The organism is Methylobacterium sp. Leaf113 (assembly GCF_001423325.1).
In the GTDB taxonomy this organism is placed as follows: domain Bacteria; phylum Pseudomonadota; class Alphaproteobacteria; order Rhizobiales; family Beijerinckiaceae; genus Methylobacterium.
The window spans coordinates 20,307-42,500 of the sequence record NZ_LMNJ01000011.1 but is presented as its reverse complement, the minus strand read 5'-3'; the positions used below and the strand labels follow the sequence as shown (position 1 = coordinate 42,500).

The window sequence follows — 22,194 nt, the reverse complement described above, 5'->3', positions numbered from 1 at the left end:
GCGGGTGCGCGTGATGCTGGTCGAGGATTCCCTGGTGGTGCGGCAACTCCTCATCCACATCGTCGGACGGGATCCGCGCCTGGAAGTGGTGGCGGCGGTGGCGTCCGGCGAGGAAGCCCTCGCGACGATCAGCCAGGTTCGGCCGGACGTCGTCTCGATGGATATCCGTTTGCCCGGCATCGATGGTCTGGAAACCACGCGGCGGATCATGGCCGAGCATCCGACGCCCATCGTGGTGATCGCGGACTCGATCGAGGATTCATCCCTCCGCATCTCGATGAACGCCCTCAGGGCCGGTGCGCTGTCCGTGGTACAGAAGCCCGTAGCTACCACCCATGCGGGTTATGACGCGGCGGCCAGCGAGATCTGTACGCAGCTGCGCATCATGGCGGCCGTTCCGGTCATCCGGCGCCGGCCGATCGGATCGGAATGGGCCGGCCGGGCGGCCAACCCGGTGCCGATCGCCGCCGCACTCAAGGTGCCTGAATCGGCCAGTGTGCTCGCCATCGCGGCGTCCACGGGCGGTCCGCCGGCGCTGGCCCGGGTCATCGGTGCCCTGCCGGTAAATTTCCCTCTGCCGATCCTGGTGGTCCAACACATGGGGCCGGCCTTCATGGAGGGCTTCGCGTCCTGGCTGAACGGCGTCGTCGGGCTCACCGTGTCCGTGGCTCAGGAGGGTGAACGGGTGGCGCCCGGTCGTGTCTACGTTGCGCCGGGAGACCGGCATCTCGAACTCGGCGGGGGTGGTCACCTGCGCATCACCGATACCGCACCGGTCGGCGGCCAGCGCCCGGCCGCCACCGCCCTATTTCGCTCCGTTGCCCGGCACGCGGGAACGCGCGGTATCGGAGTCCTGCTGACGGGGATGGGCGAGGACGGCGCGACCGGGCTCCTCGACATGCGCCGGGCCGGTGGCCTGACCGTCGCCGAGGACGAAAGCACGGCGGTCGTATTCGGTATGCCGGCGGCCGCGATCCGCCTCTCCGCGGCCGGGAGCGTCTTGCCTCTGGACCGGATCGCCGCTCACCTCGTCCGCCTTGCGGAGGGCGGTCCGTGAACGAGACCAATCCGGCGCGCCTCCTGCTCGTTGAAGATTCCGAGACTCAGGCGTTGGAGTTGCGGCTCCTGCTCGAATCAAAGGGGTTCGTGGTCGAGCGCTGCGCCACGGCCGAAGCCGCTCTCGATCACCTGAACACCCGCCTGCCCGATCTGGTGGTGGCCGACCACCACCTTCCCGGGATGAACGGAGACGAGTTCGCCCGGCAGCTTCGACTCTCCCTGCGCACCCGCGCCCTGCCGCTCCTCATGCTCACCGGTGCCCGCGACGGGGAGCGGCAGGGCCTGGAGAGCGGCGCCGATGCCTACGTAGCGAAATCCGCCGATCGCGACCTTCTGGTGCTCCGCATCCGTGCGCTTCTGCGCGAGCGCACGGGCGGCAGCGACGGTCCGGGCATCTCCGCGTTTCGTCGGGGCCGCGTCCTCGTGGTCGACGGGAGCGCGACCTACCGGACCTTCCTGGCGGGCCTCCTCGCCCATGAGGGCCACGAGGTCGCCACCGCGGACACTCACGCCGCCGCCATGGAAGCGCTGAGCACAGAGGGGGCGGCGTTCGACTGTGTGACGATCGACCTTCTCGCCACCCGCTATGACGGCCTCGCCCTGTGCCGGGCGATCAGCGAGCATCGCAATGCCGAGCTTGCGCGCCGCGAAGCTGGAGGCCCGACTTTCCAGGTGGTCGGCATCGCCGGCACCAGCCCGGCGAAAGACTTCCTGGTCGAGGCCTTTGCGGCGGGGGCCGATGACGTCGTCTCGAAGTCCGACGGCGAGATCCTCGTTCTGCGGGTCCGCAGTCTCGTCCGCCGCAAGCTGCTCGAGGAGGACAACCGCCGGATCGCCGGAGAATTTGGTGCACGCGAGCGGGCCCTCGAACGTGCCCGCGCCGAAGCCGAGGCCGCGGAAGCGCGCGCGGCTCTCGCGGGTGCCCTGGAGCAGGCCAATGCCGATCTTGCCACGGCCAACCGCAAGCTCACCGACGCCCAGGCCAAGCTGGTCCAGGCGGCCAAGATGGCGTCCCTCGGCGAGCTGGTCGCGGGCATCGCCCACGAAATCAACAATCCGCTGGCCTTCATCCTCGCCCATCAGGGTACGGTGGAGCGCATCCTGGGTGAGGTGTCCACGGCACCCGATGCTGCCGACAATCCCCGTCGCCTGAAGAAATGCGGCGATCGCGTCGGCGCTATGCGGATGGGCCTGACCCGGATCCAGGATCTCGTCCTCAACCTGCGAAAGTTCTCGCGCTTGGACGAGGGCGAGCGGACTCTCGTGCATGTCCCTGAGGCGATCGAAACGGTCCTCGCCTTGATCCAACACAAGCTTGGCGACCGGATCGCTGTGGTGCGTGATTTCTCAGGGCGGCCGGAGATCCATTGCACGCCGGCCCTGCTCAACCAGGTGGTGATGAACATTCTTGGGAATGCCGCCGATGCCATGCCGGAGACCGGGACCATCGTCATCGAGACCCGCAGCAGCCCTGACCTTGATCTGATCCGCATCAGCGACACCGGACCGGGCATCCCTGAACCCCTGCGTGAGAAGATTTTCGAACCCTTCTTCACCACGAAACCCGTCGGTTCGGGGACGGGCCTGGGTCTCGCGATTGCCTACAGTGTCGTCCAGGCGCATAGCGGCACGCTCAGTGTTGAGGCCGCTCCCGGAGGCGGAGCCTGTTTCGTGATCGGCATTCCACGGCAGACGGGTTGAGCATGTCCCAAGGCACGATCCTCGCCGTCGACGACGAACCGGACATCCTCGTTGCCCTCGAAGACCTGTTCGAGGACACGTTCCGCGTGCTGACGACAACGAAGCCGGCGGAGGCCCTCGAAATCCTGGCCGGCAATCCGGATATCGCCGTCATCCTCTCGGATCAGCGCATGCCCGGCATGACCGGCGACGCCATGCTGGCGGAGGCACGCCGGTTCCACGATGCCCAGGCGATCCTGCTCACTGGCTACGCCGACATGAGCGCCGTGGTCGCGGCCCTGAACCAGGGTGGCATCACTGGCTATGCCACGAAGCCGTGGGACGCGAACCTCCTGCGCAATACGGTGCGGCAGGCCTTCGAGCGTCACCAACTCGCCCGGGAACTCGCAACCGAGCGCGCACTGCTGCGTGGCCTCCTCGACAATGCTCAGGATGCCATCTCCTTCAAGGATTCCGCCGGCCGCTTCATCCGTCTCAATGCCTACAAGGCGGAGAGCCTGGGCAGCGATGTCTCCGACTGCATGGGGCGAACCGAGGACGACGTGCTCGGGCAGGATGGCATCATCCAGGCTGCGGACGCAGCCGCGATTACCACTGGGGCGCCGAGCGACAGTTTGGTATCCGAAGGGGCGGTGGGAGCTGAGCGCTGGCGCCACGTCACCCGCGTGCCGATCCGTGACGCGGCTGGGGGGATCACGCATCTGGCGACGATCGAGCGGGACGTCACCGCGCAAAAGTCCCTGGAGGCACGCCTGCGCCAGTCCGACAAGATGCAGGCCTTGGGGACCCTGGCCGGCGGTATCGCGCATGATTTCAACAACCTTCTGATGGCGATCCTGGGGAGCCTCGAGCTGGTGGCGCCCAAGGTTGCGGATCAGCCGCGGGTGCAGCGCCTCGTCGGGAACGCGATGCAGGCGGCCCAGCGAGGCGCTTCCCTCACCAAACGCCTGCTCAGCTTCAGCCGATCGCGTGACTTGCGTCCCCGCTCCGTCGACGTGAACAGCCTGATCGAGGGAATGAACGATCTCCTTGCCGGCAGTCTCGGCGGCCTCGTCACCATCCAAACCACGCTCGCTCCCGAAGCGCCGGCGGCCTGTGTCGATCCCGATCAGCTCGAGCTCGCGATCCTCAACCTCTGCATCAACGCCCGCGATGCGATGCCGGAGGGCGGCCAGATTGCAATCGGCACCCGCAACCTCCGGGTAGCTGACGATCCGGACTTGGCCCCCGGGGATTACATGATGGTCGAGATCGCCGATTCAGGCAGCGGTATCGCGCCCGAAATCCTTGCGCGGGTGTGCGAGCCGTTCTTCACCACCAAAGCGGTCGGCCAAGGCACGGGCCTCGGGCTTGCGATGGTTTTCGGTCTTGCGCAGCAATCCCACGGTCGCCTGCGCATCGAGAGCGAGCCCGGTGCCGGAACCCGGGTCCAGATCACTCTGCCGCGCGTCGAAGTCGCAGGACCAGATGAGGTCCTGGCGCCCGGCCCGACAACTCCAGCGGTCCGCGGTGCCCGTATCCTCGTGGTGGATGACGACCCGGAGGTCCGGCATGTCACCGCCTCATTCCTGTCGAGCTTCGGCTATACCGAACGCGAAGCCTCCGATGGATCGACGGCCGTCTCCCTGATGGAGCAGGACGCCTTCGATCTCGTGGTGGCGGATCTCGCGATGCCGGGCATGACGGGCGTCGAGCTCGCCGAGATCGTGCGGACGCGCTGGTCCGATGTGCCGGTGCTCATCGTCACCGGCCATGCCGAGGCGATCCCGATTCCTTCGGATCTGCCTGTCCTGCGCAAGCCCTTCGAATCCGCCGAGCTCGCCGCAGAGGTCTCGCGCCTCCTCGACAGGGCGGCCTGAGCGAAGCAGAAAATCGCTCTCCGCAGCAAACCATCTGGGATGGATGACGTGGCCGTGGCAGCCGCAAGCGGCAACGAAAAAAGCGGCCCGAAGACCGCCTTTTCCTATCCAACGACGCGGACGCGTGATTTACGCGGCGTCGTCCAGAACCGGGCCGGAATCCTTGCCGCGGGCGTCGACGTCACGGTCGACGAATTCGATCACCGCGAGCGGGGCATTGTCGCCGTAGCGGAAGCCCGCCTTCATGATGCGGCAGTAGCCGCCCGGACGCGCGTTGTAGCGCGGGCCGATGACGGCGAAGAGCTTGCGAACCATGTCCTGGTCGCGGATTTGCGACATGGCGAGACGACGGGCATGCAGCGTGTCGGTCTTGCCGAGGGTGATCAGCTTCTCGATGACCGGACGCAGGTCCTTGGCCTTCGGCAGGGTGGTGACAATCTGCTCGTGCTTGATCAGCGCGGCCGACATGTTGGCGAACATCGCCTTGCGGTGTTCGGTGGTGCGGTTAAAGCGACGACCGCGAAATCCATGACGCATGATGGCTGATCCTTGGTTGATGGCCGCCGTGCCACGGTACGGCCAAGCGCCCCTCAGAATTGATCTTCGGGGCTGTTGATTCCGCGTAACCCTGCGGCGGGATTCCTTCACCCTGACGCTGACCGAACCGGGCTTGCGTCAGGCCTTGCTCATCCCGGGCTTCCCAAGGCGATCCCGGGAGGCGGATACCACAACACCGAACGGTCGAAACCATCGGCGTTCTGGTTGTCCGGGCTCTGCGGCGCAGCGCCCGGACTGACGTGCGGTGTTGCCTAGTAGTGCTCTTCGAAGCGCTTGGCGAGGTCTTCAATGTTCTCCGGCGGCCAGCCGGGGATATCCATGCCGAGGTGCAGGCCCATCGCGGCGAGCACTTCCTTGATCTCGTTCAGAGACTTGCGTCCGAAGTTCGGGGTGCGCAGCATTTCGCCCTCCGACTTCTGAATCAGATCGCCGATGTAGACGATGTTGTCGTTCTTCAAGCAGTTCGCTGAACGCACCGAAAGCTCGAGTTCATCGACCTTCTTGAGCAGGGCCGGATTGAAGGGAAGCTGCGGCGCGAGCGGCTGAGCCTCTTCCTTGCGGGGCTCCTCGAAGTTCACGAACACCTGGAGCTGGTCCTGGATGATGCGTGCGGCGTAGGCCAGCGCATCCTCCGGCGACACGGCGCCATTGGTCTCGATCGTCATCGTCAGCTTGTCCTTGTCGAGATCCTGGCCCTCGCGGGTGGTCTCGATGCGGTAGGACACCTTGGTGACGGGAGAAAACAGGGCATCCACCGGGATCAGGCCGATGGGCGCATCTTCGGGACGGTTGCGCTCGGCAGGCACGTAGCCCTTGCCGGTCGCGACCGTGAACTCCATGCGGATCTCGGCGCCATCGTCGAGGGTGCAGATCACCAGGTCCGGGTTGAGGATCTGGACGTCACCCACCGTACCGATATCACCGGCGGTGACGATGCCGGGACCCGTCTTCCGCAGGGTCAGGCGCTTGGGCGCCTCGGTCTGGGAGCGAATGGCGATGGTCTTGATGTTGAGGACGATGTCGGTGACGTCTTCACGCACGCCCGGGATCGACGAGAATTCATGCAGCACGCCGTCGATCTGCACGGAGGTCACGGCCGCGCCCTGGAGCGAAGAGAGCAGCACCCGGCGCAGCGAATTTCCGAGCGTCGTGCCGAAGCCGCGCTCCAGGGGCTCGGCAACGACGGTGGCGACCCGCTTGGGGTCGTGTCCGGTCGAGACCTGAAGCTTGTTCGGCTTGATGAGCTCTTGCCAGTTCTTCTGAATGACCACGATGCTACCTCTCGCAAGATCGGCGCGGGCCCCACACGTGGTCCGCGCGTCGCCCGTCGACACCGCGCCATCGGCGCTCGGCGGGCCTGAAACTGATGTGTCCGCGCTGAGCGCCGACAATTATTGCGCAGCGACCCAGAGTTCCGGGACGAAACGGTAACCGGCTCCATCCCGGGCAACGAAGCCCAGAGCGGGAAATTCCAGATGGGCACCTGCCACGAAGGTCCGGTCCTCAGCGACCGAATCAAGCATCCGGCGACGCACGTCGCGTGCCTGATTTTCATCGACGTCGAAGACCATACCGGCTTCCGGCTGCTTGAACTGGATCGCCGGCAGATGAACGATATCCGCCCACATCAAAAGCGACGCATTACCCGATGTGATGCGATAGCCTGTGTGTCCCGGAGTATGCCCCGGCAACGGCACAGCCTCGATTCCCGGAGAGACGCTACCGCCGGTCATCGTGCGGATGCGTTCCGCGTAGGGGGCCGTCGCCTTCCGCGCCATCTCGAAGTAGGGCTTCGCTTCCTCGGATGCCCGCGAGATAGCCCCGTCGTCGAGCCAATGTGCCGCCTCGTCGGAATGCAGCACGAGTTCCGCATTCGGGTAGGCCGCCATCCCTTCGCCGGCGAGCAGCCCGCCGGCGTGATCTGGATGCAGATGCGTGAGCAGCACCGTCTCGATCGAGGCGGGCGCCACACCCGCTGCCGCGAGAGCCGCCGGGACGCGACCGAGAGACGGTCCGCCGAAGCTGCCCATCCCCGTATCGATCAGGACCGGTTTGCGACCGGGGCCCGTGATTAGAAACGCGTTCAGCGTGATGCGAGGATCCTGCGCGCGAAAGCCGGCAGCCTGCAGGACACCGGCCTCCTCGCGTTCGATCCCGGTGACGAGATCGAGCGACCCTTGAAGGTAGCCGTCATTCATCACCGTGATCGTGAGATCACCCAAGCTCCACCGCAGCACACCCGGAAGCGGATTCTGAGCATTCGACACGCGCGTCTCCGTGACAGGCCCCAAGAGTTCGTGTTCGCTCTCGCTCAGACGCGACGGCGCTTGCGCGGGCGGCAGCCGTTATGCGGGATCGAGGTCACGTCACGAATCGAGGTCACGGTGAAGCCGGCGGCCTGCAGGGCGCGCAGAGCCGACTCGCGACCCGAACCAGGACCGGAGACCTCAACCTCGAGGGTCCGCATACCGTGCTCGGCCGCCTTGCGGGCAGCGTCTTCGGCCGCAACCTGAGCGGCATAAGGGGTCGACTTACGCGAGCCCTTGAAGCCCATCGCGCCGGCGGACGACCACGAGATGGTGTTGCCCTGGGCGTCGGTAATGGTGACCATCGTGTTGTTGAACGACGCGTTCACGTGCGCGACGCCCGAGACGATGTTCTTACGTTCGCGCCGACGAACGCGGGTGGTTTCCTTGGCCATGTGTTCTCTCGTCCTTCAGGCGCGCCCGTGATTCCAGGCGCTCGGGAGTCTTCTGATCTCAGGCAAGGGAGCACTGGATGAACGATCCAGGCCCACCGTGCCGCCACGTGGTTCCCGATAACGGGATCCGCGACGCAACAGTGGCGGGCCGGACGAAGCCGACCTGCCAATCTCGAATGATTACTTCTTCTTGCCGGCGATCGGCTTCGACTTACCCTTGCGGGTACGCGCGTTGGTATGCGTGCGCTGGCCGCGGACGGGCAGGTTACGGCGATGGCGCAGGCCGCGGTAACATCCGAGATCCATCAGGCGCTTGATGTTCATCGACACTTCACGACGCAGATCGCCCTCGACGATGTAGTCGCGGTCGATGGTCTCACGGATCGAGAGCACTTCGGCGTCGGTCAGCTGGTTGACGCGGCGCTCGGCCGGGATACCGACCTTGCCGGTGATCTCCTCGGCTTTCTTGGGGCCGATGCCGTGGATGTACTGAAGCGCGATGACAACGCGCTTGTTGGTCGGGATGTTGACGCCGGCGATACGAGCCAAGGGAACTCTCCATAAGGCACCGGGCGAAGGCTCGGGCCAAAGTGTGACGCGCGTCCGGTGGAGACCGGCCCATGCACGCCGTCCAAAACGAAAAATCGGCCCGCATCAGCCCCTCAATGAGGCGATCCGAACCCACTTTCGCTGAACGAAGACCGGCCCACTAGCGCGGACCAGAGAATATGTCAATCCGAGCAGCGGGCGAAATCGAAGACGCCACCGGCACCTGTTCAGGACGCGGCGGTGGCCGACTGAGGATCGAGGATCGCGACGAGATCCTCGGTTACGGCATCGACCGCCTTCATGCCATCGATCGTCTGCAGCAGACCGGTACCGGCGTAATAATCGGAAAGCGGCGCAGTCTGTTTCCGATACGCATCGAGGCGCGTCTTGAACACCTCCGGCGTGTCATCCTTACGGACGGGCTGGCCGCGCGCCGCAGTCTCCTCGGCACGCCGGGCGATACGGCCGACCAGGGCATTCTCATCGACAGCGAACTCGATGACGGTATCCAGGGCGATGCCCTTCTCGGACAGCATGGCATCGAGGGCCCTTGCCTGTTCCACGGTGCGCGGAAAGCCATCGAGGATGAAGCCGCGCTTGGCGTCGGCCTCCTCGATCCGGTCTGAGACGATCCCGACCACAATCGCGTCCGAGACCAGTCCACCCGACTCCATCACGCTCTTCGCCTGCAGACCGACCGGGGTTCCTGCCGAAACCGCCGCCCGCAACATGTCGCCGGTCGATAGTTGTGGGATGCCGTACCGTGCAACGATCCGCTCAGACTGCGTCCCCTTCCCCGCGCCGGGGGGCCCAAGCAGGATGATGCGCATGGTGTCGTTTCCTCAGTACGTTTTGTCTTGATCGCTCGGCAGTCCGGCCCGGGCAAGCCGGTAGTCTAGCAACGGGCGCGGCAGCCAGAAAACCACCGCAGCCGTCATGTCAGCGACGGCGCGATGCGCCACGCAGTTTGGCCTTCTTGACCAAGCCCTCGTACTGATGCGCCATCAGATGACCGTGGATCTGCGCCACCGTATCCATGGTCACAGAGACGACGATCAGAAGCGAGGTCCCGCCAAAGCCAATGCTGGCCGAGGAGTAGGAGGCCAGAATCTCCGGCACCAGGCACACGAAGGTCAGGTACAGGGCGCCGATTAGGGTAATCCGCGTCAGAACCTTGTCGATGAACGCAGCCGTGCGCTCACCGGGCCGGATGCCGGGGATGAATCCTCCCTGCTTCTTCAGATTGTCCGCGGTTTCCTCGGGGTTGAACACCACCGCGGTATAGAAGAACGCGAAGAAGATGATCAGCGCCGCATAGAGGACCATGTAGAGGGGCCGGCCATGCCCAATATAGGTCGTGATCGTCGCCAGGATACCGGTGCCGCCATTGTTGGCCGAGAAGCTCGCGACAGTCGCGGGAAGCAGCAGCAACGATGAGGCGAAGATCGGCGGAATGACACCGGCGGTGTTGAGCTTCAAGGGCAGGAACGAGGTCTGACCCTCGTACATCCGATTGCCGACTTGCCGCTTCGGGTAGTTGATCAATAGGCGGCGCTGAGCACGCTCCATGAACACGATGAAGTAGACCAGCGCGATCGCCGCGACGCCCATGCCGAGAATCACCGCGGAGGACAGCGCACCGGTTCGGCTGAGCTCGAGAGCGCCCACGATGGCGACCGGCAGGTGTGCGACGATGCCGGCGAAGATGATCAGGGACGAACCGTTGCCGATGCCACGCGAGGTGATCTGCTCACCGATCCACATCAGGAAGAGCGTACCTCCCGTCAGCGTGATCACCGTCGACAGGATGAAGAACGGACCTGGGTCGATCGCCGCACTCGAGCTCTGCAAGCCGAAGGCGATCCCCCACGATTGAACGAGCGCCAGCACCACCGTGAGATAGCGTGTGTACTGGTTGATGACCTTGCGGCCCGACTCGCCTTCCTTCTTCAGCGATTCCAGGCTCGGGATCACCGAGGTCAGGAGCTGGATAATGATCGAGGCGGAGATGTAGGGCATGATGTTGAGCGCGAAGATCGCCATGCGCTCGACCGCACCGCCCGAAAACATGTTGAACAGGCCGAGCACGCCGCCCGCCTGCTGCTGGAAGTTCCGCGCGAACTGCTCCGGATCGATCCCAGGGATCGGGATGTAGGTGCCCAGACGGAAGACGATGAGCGCACCCAGCGTGAACCAGATGCGCTTCTTAAGCTCATCGGCCTTGGCGATGGCCCCGAAGTTGAGGTTCGCGGCAAGCTGCTCGGCGGCTGAGGCCATGACACCGTTTCCTGAGATGGGTCATACGGGAGCTGCGGATCGTCTCAGACGAGACGCTCACGCTCCCCGATAAAACGGGAACGGCGGCCACGCGCGAGGTCGCACGGGCCGCCGCTCAGAGCATCGACTTAAAGTCAGACTCAGGGCTACGCAACCACGCGGGCGGGCTTGCCGCGCGTGGACACACCGTCGCCGTAGGTCACGGTGACCGCACCGCCGGCCTTCTCGACACCCTCGATCGCCGACTTCGACGCGCGGGTGACCTCGAAGGTCAGCTTGGTGGTCAGCTCACCGACGCCGAGCAGCTTCACGCCGTCACGGGCACGAGCGCAGATACCGGCGGCGATCAGGGTCTCGACGGTGACGGTGGCGCCCGCCTCGATCCGGCCGGCATCGACAGCCTGCTGGACGCGGCCGAGGTTCACCTCGTTCAGGTCCGTCGAGTACAGATTGTTGAAGCCGCGCTTCGGCAGACGACGATGCAACGGCATCTGGCCGCCCTCGAAGCCCTTGATGGAAACGCCGGTCCGGGCCTTCTGACCCTTCACGCCGCGTCCCGCGGTCTTGCCCTTGCCGGAGCCGATGCCCCGACCGACGCGCATCCGGTTCTTGGTGGCGCCGTCGTTGTCGCGGAGTTCGTTGAGTTTCATGATGCCCTCCCTCAGGCCGCGTCGCTGACGACGCGCACGAGGTGCTGCACCTTGCGGATCATGCCGCGCACGGAGGGGGTATCCTCCAGCTCGGAAACCCGGTGCAGCTTGTTCAGCTTCAGGCCGATCAGCGTCGCGCGCTGGTCACCTTCGCGGCGAATGGGCGAGCCGATCTGCTCAACCCGGAGAGTCTTCTGTGCCATCGGACCCTCCCCTTACGCTACGGCTGCTTCGGACATGTCGGACGGATCGGCATCACGGCGACGAGCCTGAAGGGCCGACACCTTGAGACCGCGACGGGCCGCGACCGAACGCGGGCTGTCTTCATTCTTGAGCGCCTCGAAGGTCGCACGCACCAAGTTGTAGGGGTTCGATGAACCAAGGCTCTTCGCCACCACGTCCTGCATGCCCAGCGTCTCGAACACGGCGCGCATCGGACCACCCGCGATGATGCCGGTACCCTGGGGGGCAGCGCGGAGAATCACCTTGCCGGCGCCATGACGACCATAGACGTCGTGATGCAGCGTACGACCCTCGCGCAGTGCGACACGGACGAGACCGCGCTTGGCAGCTTCCGTGGCCTTGCGAATTGCTTCTGGCACTTCGCGCGCCTTGCCGTGGCCGAAGCCGACGCGGCCCTTCTGGTCGCCGACGACGACGAGCGCCGCAAAGCCGAACCGACGGCCGCCCTTCACCACCTTGGCGACACGGTTGATGTGGACGAGCTTGTCCACGAACTCGCTGTCGCGCTCCTCGCGCTCGTCGCGACGGCCGCGGCCCCCGCCTTCACGTTCACGTGCCATTCTGTATATCCATCTCACTGGCGCGGGTGGCGGACCCGCTCGCTTGAATCGTCTGGAACGGAGAGCGGCCGAAGCCGCCCTCCTCCGCCAATCTTAGAACTCGAGGCCGCCCTCACGGGCGGCGTCGGCGAGCGCCTTGACGCGCCCGTGATAGAGGTAGCCCGAGCGATCGAAGATCACCTGGGTGACGCCCGCAGCCTTGGCCCGCTCGGCAACGAGCTTGCCAACTGCCTGCGCGGCGGAAACGTCGGCACCGGTCTTGAGGCCGGTGCGGAGATCCTTGTCGAGGCTCGAAGCCGAAGCGAGGGTCTTGCCCGCCGCGTCGTCGATGACCTGAACGTAGATCTGCTTGGATGAACGGAACACCGAAAGCCGGGGCCGCCCATTGGCCGCCGCCCGCAGCGCGCGGCGCACACGCGCCTTGCGGCGGTCGAGTGCATCGAATTTGCGTGACATGTTGGCCGGCCCTTACTTCTTCTTGCCTTCCTTGCGGAAGATGAACTCGCCCGCGTACTTCACGCCCTTGCCCTTGTAGGGCTCAGGGCCGCGATAGTCGCGGATCTCGGCTGCCACCTGTCCGACCACCTGCCGGTCGATGCCGGTGATGACGATTTCGGTGGGCTTCGGCACCGCGATCGTGATCCCCGCGGGGATCTCGTACTCGATGTCGTGGCTGTAACCGAGCGAGAGCTTCAATGCCTTGCCGGCCATCGCGGCGCGGTAACCCACGCCGGTGATCTCGAGCTTCTTCTCGAAACCCTTGGAGACGCCCTCGACGAGGTTCGCCACCTGAGCTCTGGAGGTCCCCCACAGCGAGCGGGCCTCCTTCGTCTGGTTCCGGGGCTGCACCGAAACGGCGCCGTCCTCGAACTTCACGTCGACCACGCTGGGAACGACGTACTGGAGCTCGCCCTTGGAGCCCTTCATCTTAACCGTCTGACCGGTCACCGTGGCCGTCACACCGGACGGGACGGGAACGGGCTTCTTGCCTACGCGAGACATCGCCTTATTCCTCCAAGTCCGAGATCAGAACACCTTGCAGAGCACTTCACCGCCGACGTTGCGCTCGCGCGCCTCGTGGTCGGCCATGACGCCCTGCGGGGTGGACACGATGGTGACGCCGAGACCGTCGGCGACGCGCGGCAGCTCGCCAACCGACGAGTAGACACGGCGGCCGGGCTTCGACACGCGCTGGATCGAGCGGATGACGGGCTGGCCGTCGTAGTACTTCAGCTCGATCGCGAACTCGGTACGGCCGTTGCCGTAATCCGTGGTCGCGTAGTCGCGGATGTAGCCCTCGGACTTAAGGACGTCGAGCACGCTGGCGCGCAGACGCGAACCAGGCGTCTGGACGACGTTGCGGCGGCGCTGCTGACCATTGCGAATGCGGGTGAGCATATCACCCACGGGATCGTTGACCATGGTGGTTGCTCCTTACCAGCTCGACTTGACGAGACCGGGGATCAGACCCTGGTTGCCGAGTTCGCGCAGCGCGATGCGCGAGATGCCCATCTTGCGATAGAAGGCACGCGGCCGGCCGGTCATGCCGCAACGGTTGCGGATGCGGGTGGGGGACGAGTTGCGGGGCAGTTCCGCGAGCTTCAGGCGCGCTTCGAACCGCTCCTCCATCTCGAGGGACTCGTCATTCGCCGTGGCAAGCAGCGCCTTGCGCTTGGGAGCATAGAGCTTCACCAACGCTTCGCGGTGCTTGTTCTTCTCGATCGAGCTTTTCTTTGCCATTTCTCTCTCCGGTGTCCGCGTCTGAGACCCTAGCGGGGGCTCACTGCCGGAACGGGAATCGGAACTGCGTGAGGAGCGCGCGCGCCTCAGCATCGGTACGGGCCGTCGTCTGGATGACGATGTCCATGCCCCAGGTGGCCTCGGCCTTGTCGTACGAGATCTCCGGGAACACGAGGTGCTCTTTCAGACCGAGGGCATAGTTGCCGTTGCCGTCGAAAGAGCGCGGGTTCAGGCCGCGGAAGTCGCGAACGCGCGGGAGAGCGATCGTGATCAGCCGATCCATGAACTCGTACATGCGCTGCTTGCGCAGCGTCACCTTGCAGCCGATCGGCATCCCCTCACGGACCTTGAAGGTCGCGATGGCCTTACGGGCCTTGGTGATGACCGGCTTCTGGCCGGCGATGAGGGCCAGATCGCCGGCGGCAACCGAAGCCTTCTTGGAGTCCGCGGTCGACTCACCGACACCCATGTTGATCACGATCTTCTCGATGACCGGAACCTGCATGGGGTTCTTGTAGCCGAACTCTTCGATCAGCTTCTGGCGCACCACTTCGTCGTAGTGCTTGCGCAGGCGCGGGGTGTACCCGTCAGTGTTCTTCTCAGCCATCGATCAGATCCCCCGAGCGCTTGGCGAACCGGACTTTGCGGCCGTCGTCGAGAATGCGGAAACCAACGCGCGTGGGCTGACCATCCTTGGGGTCGGCGACGGCGATGTTGGACAGGTGAATCGCAGCTTCCTTGGAGACGATGCCGCCTTCCTGGTTCTGCGTCTGCTTCTGGTGCTTCTTGACCAGGTTGATGCCGCGAACGAGCGCGCGATCTTCCTTGGGGAGCACCTGGATGACCTCGCCGGAACGACCCTTGTCGCGACCGGTGAGGACGACGACCTTGTCGCCTTTCTTGACCTTAGCGGCCATTACAGCACCTCCGGCGCGAGCGAGATGATCTTCATGTGGTTGCGGGCGCGCAGCTCGCGCGGAACCGGTCCGAAGATACGGGTGCCGATCGGCTCCTTCTGGTTGTTGATCAGAACGGCAGCGTTCTTATCGAAGCGAATCACCGACCCATCGGGACGCTTCACTTCCTTCGCCGTGCGAACGACGACCGCCTTCATGACGTCGCCCTTCTTCACGCGGCCCCGGGGAATTGCTTCCTTGACGGAGACCACGATGATGTCGCCGACACCGGCGTATTTACGCTTCGACCCGCCCAGAACCTTGATGCACATCACGCGGCGCGCACCAGAGTTGTCGGCGACGTCCAGATTCGTCTGCATCTGGATCACGGGCAGTGACCTTTCCTTGTTTCAGGCGGGTTTCCGCACGCGGACGGTATTGTCCGGCGGACGACGCCTGATGGGGATCTGATGTCCCCGGCTCATATGAAGCACCGCGCTATCGGTGTCCGTAGACCCCGGCGCGGTCGCCGCGTACGAAGGGTGCGAACACCCCTCTCACCTGTCGCGAAGGCATGGCCATTACACCGGCAGGCCAAATCACGCAAGGTGTATTTCCGTAACCGGCGGTACAGCCGGGAACCATCGGGCACAGCCTCAGCCGATCCAGAATCGGCCGCGAAAACGAAAAAGCGGGCGCAGGGATCTGCGCCCGCTTCGACGTCGATGCATCTCGGTCAGGCCTAAGCCGGAGCCACCTCGTTGGCGGGAGCACCCTCGACGAGCTTCCAAGTTTTGGTCTTGGAGAACGGACGGCACTCCTCGATCGACACGGTCTGGCCGACCTTGGCGATGTTAGTCTCATCGTGAGCGTGGTAGTTCTTCGAACGACGGACGGTCTTCTTCATCACCGGGTGGGTGAAGCGACGCTCCACCTTAACGACGATGGTCTTCTCGCCCTTGTCGCTGACAACGACACCCTGCAATACGCGCTTCGGCATGATGTACTCCTCAGGCCTGCGCGGACTTCAGCGTCTTCTGACGCTGGAGCGTGCGAACGCGGGCGATATCGCGGCGGACTTCGCGGACACGCGCGACGTTCTCGAGCTGACCGGTGGCACCCTGGAAGCGCAGATTGAACTGCTCTTTCTTCAGGTTCAGCAACTCATCGTTCAGCTGATCGGGCGACAAGGCGGCCAGATCCGACTGTCTTTGCGACGACTTCATGATCCCCTCCCTCAATCAGCGATGCGCTGGACGACGCGCGTGCGGATGGGAAGTTTCGCTGCGCCGAGGCGCAAGGCCTCCTTCGCAACGTCCTCGGCCACGCCGTCGACTTCGAACATGATCCGTCCGGGATGCACACGAGCAGCCCAGAACTCTGGAGCGCCCTTACCAGAGCCCATGCGGACTTCGGTGGGCTTGGCAGTGACCGGAACGTCCGGGAAGATCCGGATCCAGACGCGGCCCTGGCGCTTCATCTCGCGGGTGATCGCGCGGCGAGCCGCCTCGATCTGACGCGCGGTGATGCGCTCGGGCTCGATGGCCTTCAGGCCAAACGTCCCGAAGTTGAGGTCGAAACCGCCCTTGGCCGCACCGTGAATGCGACCCTTGAACTGCTTACGAAACCTGGTCTTCTTGGGTTGCAACATGGCAGCCTCTCAACACCTTTCTGGGTGACGGGGTCACGAACACGCCGTCAGGCGTGCTCGCGCCGGCCGCGCTCGCGGCCACCCTCACCATCGCGCTCGCGACGGCCGCCCGAACGGCCACCCTCTTCCTGCGCCTTCTTATCCTGTGCCATCGGGTCGTGCTCAAGGATTTCGCCCTTGAACACCCAAACCTTGATCCCGCACGTCCCGTAGGTTGTGAAGGCGGTCGCGACGCCATAGTCGACATCGGCGCGGAGCGTGTGCAGCGGGACGCGTCCCTCGCGATACCATTCCTGGCGAGCGATCTCGGCGCCGCCGAGACGGCCCGAGCAGTTGATCCGGATGCCCTCGGCGCCGAGACGCATCGCCGACTGAACAGCGCGCTTCATAGCACGACGGAAAGCGACGCGGCGCTCGAGCTGCTGAGCGATCGAGTCGGCCACCAGCGTGGCGTCGACTTCGGGCTTACGCACCTCGACGATATTGATCGTCACCTCGGCCTTGGTCAGCGTACCGACCAGCTTGCGCAACTTCTCGATATCCGCACCCTTCTTGCCGATGACCACGCCCGGACGACCCGAGTGAATGGTGACACGGCACTTCCGGTGCGGACGCTCGATGACGATCTTCGATACTGCAGCCTGCTTGAGCTGCTTCATGAGGGCGGCGCGGATCGCGACGTCCTCGTGCATGAGCTTCGCATATTCACCCTTCTGGGCGAACCAGCGGGAATCCCAGGTCCGGTTGATACCGAGCCGGAGACCGATCGGATTGACTTTCTGGCCCATCAGGTCCTCCTCACGCCGCTTCGGCGGTCGGGACTTCGCGCACCACGATGGTGAGGTTCGCGAAGGGCTTCAGGATACGGGCGCCGCGGCCACGCGCCCGGGCGTGGAACCGCTTCAGCACGAGGGCTTTGCCAACGAACGCCTGGGTGACGACGAGATCGTCGACGTCCAGGTTGTGATTGTTCTCAGCATTGGCGATCGCGCTCTCGAGGCACTTCTTGACCTCGCGGGCGATCCGCTTGCGGGAGAATTCAAGATCGGCGAGTGCCGAATCGACCTTCTTGCCGCGAATGAGCTGCGCGACGAGATTGAGCTTCTGAGGGCTGACGCGCAGCATGCGCGCGACGGCCTGAGCCTCGTTCTCGGGGAGCGCGCGGGGAGTGGCGGGCTTACCCATGATCAGCGCCTCTTCGACTTCTTGTCGGCTGCGTGACCGTGGAAGGTTCGGGTCGGCGAGAACTCACCGAACTTGTGGCCGACCATTTCCTCGGAGACGTAGACCGGGATGTGCTTCTGCCCGTTGTGCACACCGAAGGTGAGGCCAACGAACTGCGGCAGGATCGTGGAGCGGCGGCTCCAGATCTTGATGACTTCGTTACGGCTGGAACCGCGAGCGGCTTCAGCCTTCTTGAGGAGGTAGCCGTCGATGAACGGCCCCTTCCAGAGCGAGCGTGCCATGGGCGTTACTTCTTACGGTTATGACGGCTGGACAGGATGAAGACGTCGGTCCGCTTGTTCGAGCGGGTCTTCTTCCCCTTCGTGGGAACGCCCCAGGGCGTGACCGGGTTACGGCCGCCGGAAGTGCGTCCCTCGCCGCCGCCGTGCGGGTGGTCGACCGGGTTCATGGCAACGCCGCGAACGTGCGGGCGCTTGCCGAGCCAGCGGTTGCGGCCGGCCTTGCCGAGCGAGATGTTCATGTGGTCCGGGTTCGAAACCGCGCCGACGCTGGCGAAGCACTGACCATGCACCAAGCGCTGCTCGCCGGAATTCAGACGAAGCGTCACGTAGCCCTGATCGCGACCCACGATCTGGGCGTAGTTGCCGGCTGAGCGGGCGATTGCGCCGCCCTTGCCGATCTTCAGCTCCACGTTGTGGACGATCGTGCCCACCGGCATGTTGCCGACCGGACCGGCATTGCCGGGCTTGATGTCGACCTGTTCGGCCGCGATCACCTTATCGCCGGGCGACAAACGCTGCGGAGCCAAGATGTAGCTCTGCGTGCCATCGGGGAAGGCGATCAGCGCGATGAACGCCGTGCGGTTCGGATCGTATTCGATCCGCTCGACGGTGGCGGACACGCCCATCTGCTCGCGACGCTTGAAATCCACGTTGCGGAGCGTGCGCTTGTGACCGCCGCCGCGAAAGCGAACCGTGATGCGGCCGAGGTTGTTGCGGCCGCCGGACGACGACTTGCCCTCGGTGAGCTTCTTGACCGGCTTGCCCTTGTAGAGCTCACGGCGGTCGACGAGCACGAGCTGGCGAAGGCTCGGCGTGACCGGTTTGAATGTCTTCAAGGCCATCGGTGGTAATCCTTAACCCGACTTGTCTCAGAGGCCGGTCGTGACGTCGATCGTCTCACCCTCGGCGAGGGTCACGATCGCTTTCTTCACGTCCGAGCGCTGTCCGCGAAGCCCGCGGAAAATCTTCTTCTTGCCCTTAGTCACGAGCGTGTTCACGCCCGTGACCTTGACGTCGAACAGCTTCTCGACCGCTTCCTTGATCTGCGGCTTCGTCGCCTTCGGGGCTACCCGGAACACGACCTTGTTCTGTTCGGTGAGGTTCGTCGCCTTCTCGGTGATGACCGGGGAGACGATGATGTCGTAGTGGCGCGGATCGGCACTCATTGAAAACGCGCCTCCAGCGCATAGATCGCTGCGCGGGTCAGCACGAGCTTCTCGCGACGCAGGATGTCGTAGACGTTGATGCCCTGGACCGGAAGCACGTCGATCTGCGGAATGTTCCGGGCGGCGCGGGCAAAGTTCACATCGACCTCGGCACCGCCGATGATCAGAGCGCTGGACAGCCCCATCTTCTCGAAACGCTCGACCAGCGCTTTGGTCTTACCCTCGGCCAGCTTTACGTCGTCGATGATGATGAGGGTGGAATCCTTCACCTTTGCCGAGAGGGCATGCTTGAGAGCGAGAGCACGGACCTTCTTCGGCAGGTCGTGTGCGTGGCTGCGAACAACCGGTCCAAAAGCGCGTCCACCACCGCGGAACTGCGGAGCCGACGCCGCGCCGTGACGTGCGTTACCCGTACCCTTCTGCTTGTACAGCTTCTTGCGGGTGCGGTTCACGTCGGACCGGTTCTTCACCGCGTGGGTGCCGGCCTGACGCTTGGCGAGCTGCCAACGCACCATGCGCTGGAGCAGGTCGACGCGGGGCTCGAGACCGAAGATGGTCTCGTTGAGGTCGACCGATCCGGCACCTTCGCCGTCGAGCGTGGTGATATCGATCTGCATCACGCGTTCTCCTCGGAAGCGGGAGCCTCGGGAGCCGGTGCCTCGGTCGCGGGAGCCGAAGCGCCCAGCTCACGGAACTTACCAGGCTGCGGAACGTCCGCGGGGAGCTTACGCTTCACCGCGTCGCGGATCTGAATCCAACCGCCGGCGACACCGGGGACGGCGCCCTCGACGAGGATGAGGCCACGCTCAGGATCCGTGCGCACGACACGCAGGTTCTGGGTGGTGACCCGATCGACGCCCATATGACCGGGCATCTTCTTGTTCTTGAACGTCTTGCCCGGATCCTGGCGGCCACCGGTCGAGCCGATCGAACGGTGCGAGATGGACACGCCGTGGGTGGCGCGAAGGCCGCCGAAGTTCCAGCGCTTCATACCGCCGGCGAAGCCCTTACCCGTGGTCGTACCCGTCACATCGACGAACTGGCCCGGAATGAAGTGGTCGGCGGTGATCTCGGCGCCTACCGGGATCAGCTTGTCCTCGGACACGCGGAACTCGGCAAGCTTCTGCTTGGGCTCGACCTTGGCGACTGCGAACCGGCCGCGCTCGGCAGCCGACACGTTCTTCACCTTGGCCTTGCCTACGCCAACCTGAAGGGCGACGTAGCCATTCTTCTCGACGGTACGGTGGGCAACCACTTGGCATTGATCGATTTTGAGCACTGTGACGGGGACATGTTCGCCTGCATCCGTAAAGATGCGGGTCATGCCGACCTTCTGTGCGATGACGCCTGAGCGCATAGGTGTCTCCCTCGCGCGATTCTACGGTAAGCTCTAAATCCCGGCGGGACTTAGAGCTTGATCTCCACGTCCACGCCGGCGGCGAGGTCGAGCTTCATCAGCGCGTCCACGGTCTGCGGCGTCGGATCGACAATATCGAGGACGCGCTTGTGGGTGCGCATCTCGAACTGCTCGCGCGACTTCTTGTCGATATGCGGCGAGCGGTTGACGGTGAACTTCTCGATATGCGTCGGCAGCGGTATGGGACCACGGATGGTGGCGCCGGTGCGCTTGGCCGTCGAGACGATCTCGCGGGTCGACGCATCGAGGATGCGATGGTCGAACGCCTTGAGGCGGATACGAATATTCTGACCGTTCATGACCTGAAACCTTGGCGGGGCGATGTGGGGCGGGCGCGAGGACCCGCCCCTCAATCGTTCCCTGCAGACGTGACCGTTGAGGCGGACGATTACTCGTTGATGGCGGCGACGACGCCGGCGCCGACGGTGCGTCCGCCTTCACGGATGGCGAAGCGCAGCTTCTCTTCCATGGCCACCGGCACGATCAGGGTGACGTCCATGGTCACGCTGTCGCCCGGCATCACGGCCTCGGTGACGAGGCCGATGCGGGCGCGCTCGGCTACTCGTTGATGGCGGCGACGACGCCGGCGCCGACGGTGCGTCCGCCTTCACGGATGGCGAAGCGCAGCTTCTCTTCCATGGCCACCGGCACGATCAGGGTGACGTCCATGGTCACGCTGTCGCCCGGCATCACCATCTCGGTGCCCTCGGGCAGCACGCACACGCCGGTCACGTCCGTGGTGCGGAAGTAGAATTGCGGGCGGTAGTTGGTGAAGAACGGCGTGTGACGGCCACCCTCTTCCTTGGTGAGGATGTAGGCCTCGGCCTTGAACTTGGTGTGGGGCTTGACCGAGCCGGGCTTGCACACGACCTGGCCGCGCTCCACGTCCTCGCGCTTGGTGCCGCGCAGCAGCACGCCGACGTTGTCGCCCGCCTGACCCTGGTCGAGCAGCTTGCGGAACATCTCGACGCCCGTGACCGTCGTGGTCTGGGTGTCGCGGATGCCCACGATCTCCACCGTCTCGCCGACCTTGACGATGCCGCGCTCGACGCGACCCGTCACCACCGTGCCGCGACCCGAGATCGAGAACACGTCCTCGATCGGCATCAGGAACGGCTTGTCGATCGGACGCTCCGGCTGCGGGATGTAGGCATCCACCGACGCCATCAGCGCCAGCACCGCGTCGTGGCCGACGGCCTTGTCGCCGTTGTCCAGGGCGACCTTGGCCGAGCCCTTGGTGATCGGGATGTCGTCGCCGGGGAAGTCGTACTTGGAGAGGAGCTCGCGCACCTCCATCTCGACGAGCTCGAGGAGCTCGGCGTCGTCGACCAGGTCGACCTTGTTGAGGAACACCACCAGGGCCGGCACGCCGACCTGACGGGCGAGCAGGATGTGCTCGCGGGTCTGCGGCATCGGGCCGTCGGCCGCCGACACCACCAGGATTGCGCCGTCCATCTGCGCCGCACCCGTGATCATGTTCTTCACGTAGTCGGCGTGGCCCGGGCAGTCGACGTGGGCGTAGTGACGGTTGGCCGTCTCGTACTCCACGTGCGCCGTCGAGATCGTGATCCCGCGCGCCTTCTCCTCGGGAGCCTTGTCGATCTGGTCGTAGGCCGTGAACGTCGCACCGCCCGACTCCGCCAGTTGCAGTGCGGCTTCGTACGCGCGAATTTCTCTTTGGCCATGATAGCCTCCGTCTGA

At 64.7% G+C, this 22,194-nt stretch carries 31 protein-coding genes and 2 pseudogenes; 3 read left to right on the top strand and 30 right to left on the bottom strand.

Annotated elements, in window-relative coordinates; all coding sequences use genetic code 11:
• Positions 1 to 13: 13 nt before the first annotated feature.
• Genes cheB through ASF60_RS08920 form a run of 3 tightly spaced genes read left to right on the top strand, consistent with a single transcriptional unit; the run spans position 14 to position 4,619 of the window.
• Positions 14 to 1,057, top strand: coding sequence for a chemotaxis-specific protein-glutamate methyltransferase CheB (gene cheB / locus ASF60_RS08930; RefSeq protein WP_056183642.1), 1,044 nt, complete (start codon positions 14 to 16; stop codon positions 1,055 to 1,057).
• Positions 1,054 to 2,760, top strand: a complete 1,707-nt coding sequence (locus ASF60_RS08925) for a response regulator (RefSeq protein ID WP_056183551.1) — start codon at positions 1,054 to 1,056, stop codon at positions 2,758 to 2,760. The genes cheB and ASF60_RS08925 overlap by 4 nt, the downstream gene beginning before the upstream one ends.
• A gap of 2 nt (positions 2,761 to 2,762) precedes the next feature.
• Positions 2,763 to 4,619, top strand: a complete 1,857-nt coding sequence (locus ASF60_RS08920; protein WP_056183548.1) for a response regulator — start codon at positions 2,763 to 2,765, stop codon at positions 4,617 to 4,619.
• A 129-nt stretch (positions 4,620 to 4,748) separates the two neighbouring features.
• Here the strand turns inward: ASF60_RS08920 and rplQ are convergent, their stop codons facing one another.
• The 30 genes and pseudogenes from rplQ to tuf (ASF60_RS08775) form a co-directional block, all read right to left on the bottom strand.
• Positions 4,749 to 5,156 carry a 50S ribosomal protein L17 gene (gene rplQ, locus ASF60_RS08915; RefSeq protein ID WP_056183546.1) on the bottom strand — a complete coding sequence of 136 codons (408 nt, stop codon included), beginning with the start codon at positions 5,154 to 5,156 and terminating at the stop codon, positions 4,749 to 4,751.
• A gap of 272 nt (positions 5,157 to 5,428) precedes the next feature.
• Complete coding sequence (locus ASF60_RS08910; RefSeq protein WP_056183544.1) at positions 5,429 to 6,448, bottom strand: DNA-directed RNA polymerase subunit alpha; 1,020 nt, start codon at positions 6,446 to 6,448, stop codon at positions 5,429 to 5,431.
• Positions 6,449 to 6,568: 120 nt separating this feature from the next.
• A complete protein-coding gene (locus ASF60_RS08905; RefSeq protein WP_056183542.1) occupies positions 6,569 to 7,444 on the bottom strand; it encodes an MBL fold metallo-hydrolase in 876 nt (291 codons plus the stop codon).
• 44 nt (positions 7,445 to 7,488) lie between these two features.
• A complete protein-coding gene (gene rpsK / locus ASF60_RS08900; protein ID WP_055949325.1) occupies positions 7,489 to 7,878 on the bottom strand; it encodes a 30S ribosomal protein S11 in 390 nt (129 codons plus the stop codon).
• A 180-nt stretch (positions 7,879 to 8,058) separates the two neighbouring features.
• Positions 8,059 to 8,427, bottom strand: coding sequence for a 30S ribosomal protein S13 (gene rpsM / locus ASF60_RS08895; RefSeq protein ID WP_019904471.1), 369 nt, complete (start codon positions 8,425 to 8,427; stop codon positions 8,059 to 8,061).
• 227 nt (positions 8,428 to 8,654) lie between these two features.
• The gene (locus tag ASF60_RS08890) at positions 8,655 to 9,257 is read right to left on the bottom strand and encodes an adenylate kinase (protein WP_056183540.1); all 603 of its coding nucleotides are present in this window, start codon (positions 9,255 to 9,257) and stop codon (positions 8,655 to 8,657) included.
• Between the two features lie 109 nt (positions 9,258 to 9,366).
• Positions 9,367 to 10,704, bottom strand: coding sequence for a preprotein translocase subunit SecY (secY, locus tag ASF60_RS08885; RefSeq protein WP_056183538.1), 1,338 nt, complete (start codon positions 10,702 to 10,704; stop codon positions 9,367 to 9,369).
• A 146-nt stretch (positions 10,705 to 10,850) separates the two neighbouring features.
• Positions 10,851 to 11,354, bottom strand: coding sequence for a 50S ribosomal protein L15 (rplO, locus tag ASF60_RS08880; RefSeq protein ID WP_056183536.1), 504 nt, complete (start codon positions 11,352 to 11,354; stop codon positions 10,851 to 10,853).
• Between the two features lie 11 nt (positions 11,355 to 11,365).
• Complete coding sequence (gene rpmD / locus ASF60_RS08875; RefSeq protein ID WP_056183534.1) at positions 11,366 to 11,557, bottom strand: 50S ribosomal protein L30; 192 nt, start codon at positions 11,555 to 11,557, stop codon at positions 11,366 to 11,368.
• Positions 11,558 to 11,569: 12 nt separating this feature from the next.
• Positions 11,570 to 12,157, bottom strand: a complete 588-nt coding sequence (rpsE, locus tag ASF60_RS08870; RefSeq protein ID WP_055949312.1) for a 30S ribosomal protein S5 — start codon at positions 12,155 to 12,157, stop codon at positions 11,570 to 11,572.
• 93 nt (positions 12,158 to 12,250) lie between these two features.
• Complete coding sequence (gene rplR / locus ASF60_RS08865) at positions 12,251 to 12,613, bottom strand: 50S ribosomal protein L18 (protein ID WP_056183532.1); 363 nt, start codon at positions 12,611 to 12,613, stop codon at positions 12,251 to 12,253.
• A gap of 12 nt (positions 12,614 to 12,625) precedes the next feature.
• The gene (rplF, locus tag ASF60_RS08860) at positions 12,626 to 13,159 is read right to left on the bottom strand and encodes a 50S ribosomal protein L6 (RefSeq protein ID WP_056183530.1); all 534 of its coding nucleotides are present in this window, start codon (positions 13,157 to 13,159) and stop codon (positions 12,626 to 12,628) included.
• Positions 13,160 to 13,183: 24 nt separating this feature from the next.
• Entirely contained in the window at positions 13,184 to 13,579 is a 396-nt protein-coding gene (rpsH, locus tag ASF60_RS08855) for a 30S ribosomal protein S8 (RefSeq protein WP_055881679.1), read from the bottom strand.
• Positions 13,580 to 13,591: 12 nt separating this feature from the next.
• Positions 13,592 to 13,897 carry a 30S ribosomal protein S14 gene (gene rpsN, locus ASF60_RS08850; protein WP_056183527.1) on the bottom strand — a complete coding sequence of 102 codons (306 nt, stop codon included), beginning with the start codon at positions 13,895 to 13,897 and terminating at the stop codon, positions 13,592 to 13,594.
• Between the two features lie 40 nt (positions 13,898 to 13,937).
• On the bottom strand, positions 13,938 to 14,504 hold the full coding sequence (gene rplE, locus ASF60_RS08845) for a 50S ribosomal protein L5 (RefSeq protein WP_056183525.1): 567 nt from the start codon (positions 14,502 to 14,504) through the stop codon (positions 13,938 to 13,940).
• Positions 14,497 to 14,814 (bottom strand): 50S ribosomal protein L24, encoded by a 318-nt coding sequence (rplX, locus tag ASF60_RS08840; RefSeq protein WP_056183523.1) that lies wholly within the window; start codon positions 14,812 to 14,814, stop codon positions 14,497 to 14,499. Before rplX ends, rplE begins: the two co-directional genes overlap by 8 nt.
• Positions 14,814 to 15,182, bottom strand: coding sequence for a 50S ribosomal protein L14 (gene rplN / locus ASF60_RS08835; protein WP_055949294.1), 369 nt, complete (start codon positions 15,180 to 15,182; stop codon positions 14,814 to 14,816). Before rplN ends, rplX begins: the two co-directional genes overlap by 1 nt.
• A 353-nt stretch (positions 15,183 to 15,535) precedes the next feature.
• Positions 15,536 to 15,793 carry a 30S ribosomal protein S17 gene (gene rpsQ / locus ASF60_RS08830; protein WP_056183521.1) on the bottom strand — a complete coding sequence of 86 codons (258 nt, stop codon included), beginning with the start codon at positions 15,791 to 15,793 and terminating at the stop codon, positions 15,536 to 15,538.
• A gap of 10 nt (positions 15,794 to 15,803) precedes the next feature.
• The gene (rpmC, locus tag ASF60_RS08825; RefSeq protein ID WP_018044221.1) at positions 15,804 to 16,019 is read right to left on the bottom strand and encodes a 50S ribosomal protein L29; all 216 of its coding nucleotides are present in this window, start codon (positions 16,017 to 16,019) and stop codon (positions 15,804 to 15,806) included.
• A gap of 11 nt (positions 16,020 to 16,030) precedes the next feature.
• A complete protein-coding gene (rplP, locus tag ASF60_RS08820; RefSeq protein WP_056091591.1) occupies positions 16,031 to 16,444 on the bottom strand; it encodes a 50S ribosomal protein L16 in 414 nt (137 codons plus the stop codon).
• A 47-nt stretch (positions 16,445 to 16,491) separates the two neighbouring features.
• Complete coding sequence (gene rpsC / locus ASF60_RS08815) at positions 16,492 to 17,232, bottom strand: 30S ribosomal protein S3 (RefSeq protein ID WP_056183519.1); 741 nt, start codon at positions 17,230 to 17,232, stop codon at positions 16,492 to 16,494.
• A 10-nt stretch (positions 17,233 to 17,242) separates the two neighbouring features.
• Positions 17,243 to 17,629: a 50S ribosomal protein L22 gene (rplV, locus tag ASF60_RS08810; RefSeq protein ID WP_056183517.1), complete on the bottom strand. Its 387-nt coding sequence runs from the start codon at positions 17,627 to 17,629 to the stop codon at positions 17,243 to 17,245.
• A gap of 2 nt (positions 17,630 to 17,631) precedes the next feature.
• Positions 17,632 to 17,910, bottom strand: a complete 279-nt coding sequence (gene rpsS / locus ASF60_RS08805; protein ID WP_055949278.1) for a 30S ribosomal protein S19 — start codon at positions 17,908 to 17,910, stop codon at positions 17,632 to 17,634.
• Positions 17,911 to 17,915: 5 nt separating this feature from the next.
• Positions 17,916 to 18,752: a 50S ribosomal protein L2 gene (gene rplB / locus ASF60_RS08800; protein ID WP_055949274.1), complete on the bottom strand. Its 837-nt coding sequence runs from the start codon at positions 18,750 to 18,752 to the stop codon at positions 17,916 to 17,918.
• A gap of 27 nt (positions 18,753 to 18,779) precedes the next feature.
• Positions 18,780 to 19,076: a 50S ribosomal protein L23 gene (locus tag ASF60_RS08795; protein ID WP_056091577.1), complete on the bottom strand. Its 297-nt coding sequence runs from the start codon at positions 19,074 to 19,076 to the stop codon at positions 18,780 to 18,782.
• Entirely contained in the window at positions 19,073 to 19,693 is a 621-nt protein-coding gene (rplD, locus tag ASF60_RS08790) for a 50S ribosomal protein L4 (protein ID WP_056183515.1), read from the bottom strand. Before rplD ends, ASF60_RS08795 begins: the two co-directional genes overlap by 4 nt.
• On the bottom strand, positions 19,693 to 20,433 hold the full coding sequence (gene rplC, locus ASF60_RS08785) for a 50S ribosomal protein L3 (RefSeq protein WP_056183512.1): 741 nt from the start codon (positions 20,431 to 20,433) through the stop codon (positions 19,693 to 19,695). Before rplC ends, rplD begins: the two co-directional genes overlap by 1 nt.
• Before the next feature lie 50 nt (positions 20,434 to 20,483).
• A complete protein-coding gene (rpsJ, locus tag ASF60_RS08780) occupies positions 20,484 to 20,792 on the bottom strand; it encodes a 30S ribosomal protein S10 (protein ID WP_018044230.1) in 309 nt (102 codons plus the stop codon).
• A gap of 89 nt (positions 20,793 to 20,881) precedes the next feature.
• Positions 20,882 to 21,025, bottom strand: a pseudogene (tuf, locus tag ASF60_RS23520) (elongation factor Tu); the annotation flags it as partial.
• 26 nt (positions 21,026 to 21,051) lie between these two features.
• Positions 21,052 to 22,178 (bottom strand): annotated as a pseudogene (tuf, locus tag ASF60_RS08775) (elongation factor Tu).
• Positions 22,179 to 22,194 lie beyond the last annotated feature (16 nt).

What these genes read in the sequence shown, in the direction of transcription:
- rplP (WP_056091591.1), bottom strand. Translation starts at nt 16,444, where the DNA reads ATGTTGCAACCCAAGAAGACCAGGTTTCGTAAGCAGTTCAAGGGTCGC.
- rpsH (WP_055881679.1), bottom strand. Translation starts at nt 13,579, where the DNA reads ATGGTCAACGATCCCGTGGGTGATATGCTCACCCGCATTCGCAATGGT.
- ASF60_RS08920 (WP_056183548.1), top strand. Translation starts at nt 2,763, where the DNA reads ATGTCCCAAGGCACGATCCTCGCCGTCGACGACGAACCGGACATCCTC.
- rplQ (WP_056183546.1), bottom strand. Translation starts at nt 5,156, where the DNA reads ATGCGTCATGGATTTCGCGGTCGTCGCTTTAACCGCACCACCGAACAC.
- rpsJ (WP_018044230.1), bottom strand. Translation starts at nt 20,792, where the DNA reads ATGAACGGTCAGAATATTCGTATCCGCCTCAAGGCGTTCGACCATCGC.
- cheB (WP_056183642.1), top strand. Translation starts at nt 14, where the DNA reads ATGCTGGTCGAGGATTCCCTGGTGGTGCGGCAACTCCTCATCCACATC.
- rpsK (WP_055949325.1), bottom strand. Translation starts at nt 7,878, where the DNA reads ATGGCCAAGGAAACCACCCGCGTTCGTCGGCGCGAACGTAAGAACATC.
- rpmC (WP_018044221.1), bottom strand. Translation starts at nt 16,019, where the DNA reads ATGAAGTCGTCGCAAAGACAGTCGGATCTGGCCGCCTTGTCGCCCGAT.
- rplX (WP_056183523.1), bottom strand. Translation starts at nt 14,814, where the DNA reads ATGGCCGCTAAGGTCAAGAAAGGCGACAAGGTCGTCGTCCTCACCGGT.
- rplB (WP_055949274.1), bottom strand. Translation starts at nt 18,752, where the DNA reads ATGGCCTTGAAGACATTCAAACCGGTCACGCCGAGCCTTCGCCAGCTC.
- rpmD (WP_056183534.1), bottom strand. Translation starts at nt 11,557, where the DNA reads ATGGCACAGAAGACTCTCCGGGTTGAGCAGATCGGCTCGCCCATTCGC.
- rplV (WP_056183517.1), bottom strand. Translation starts at nt 17,629, where the DNA reads ATGGGTAAGCCCGCCACTCCCCGCGCGCTCCCCGAGAACGAGGCTCAG.
- rpsC (WP_056183519.1), bottom strand. Translation starts at nt 17,232, where the DNA reads ATGGGCCAGAAAGTCAATCCGATCGGTCTCCGGCTCGGTATCAACCGG.
- ASF60_RS08890 (WP_056183540.1), bottom strand. Translation starts at nt 9,257, where the DNA reads ATGCGCATCATCCTGCTTGGGCCCCCCGGCGCGGGGAAGGGGACGCAG.
- rpsS (WP_055949278.1), bottom strand. Translation starts at nt 17,910, where the DNA reads ATGGCACGCTCGCTCTGGAAGGGGCCGTTCATCGACGGCTACCTCCTC.
- ASF60_RS08795 (WP_056091577.1), bottom strand. Translation starts at nt 19,076, where the DNA reads ATGAGTGCCGATCCGCGCCACTACGACATCATCGTCTCCCCGGTCATC.
- rplC (WP_056183512.1), bottom strand. Translation starts at nt 20,433, where the DNA reads ATGCGCTCAGGCGTCATCGCACAGAAGGTCGGCATGACCCGCATCTTT.
- rplF (WP_056183530.1), bottom strand. Translation starts at nt 13,159, where the DNA reads ATGTCTCGCGTAGGCAAGAAGCCCGTTCCCGTCCCGTCCGGTGTGACG.
- secY (WP_056183538.1), bottom strand. Translation starts at nt 10,704, where the DNA reads ATGGCCTCAGCCGCCGAGCAGCTTGCCGCGAACCTCAACTTCGGGGCC.
- rplE (WP_056183525.1), bottom strand. Translation starts at nt 14,504, where the DNA reads ATGGCTGAGAAGAACACTGACGGGTACACCCCGCGCCTGCGCAAGCAC.
- rplR (WP_056183532.1), bottom strand. Translation starts at nt 12,613, where the DNA reads ATGTCACGCAAATTCGATGCACTCGACCGCCGCAAGGCGCGTGTGCGC.
- rplD (WP_056183515.1), bottom strand. Translation starts at nt 19,693, where the DNA reads ATGCAGATCGATATCACCACGCTCGACGGCGAAGGTGCCGGATCGGTC.
- rplO (WP_056183536.1), bottom strand. Translation starts at nt 11,354, where the DNA reads ATGAAACTCAACGAACTCCGCGACAACGACGGCGCCACCAAGAACCGG.
- rpsE (WP_055949312.1), bottom strand. Translation starts at nt 12,157, where the DNA reads ATGGCACGTGAACGTGAAGGCGGGGGCCGCGGCCGTCGCGACGAGCGC.
- rpsN (WP_056183527.1), bottom strand. Translation starts at nt 13,897, where the DNA reads ATGGCAAAGAAAAGCTCGATCGAGAAGAACAAGCACCGCGAAGCGTTG.
- rpsQ (WP_056183521.1), bottom strand. Translation starts at nt 15,793, where the DNA reads ATGCCGAAGCGCGTATTGCAGGGTGTCGTTGTCAGCGACAAGGGCGAG.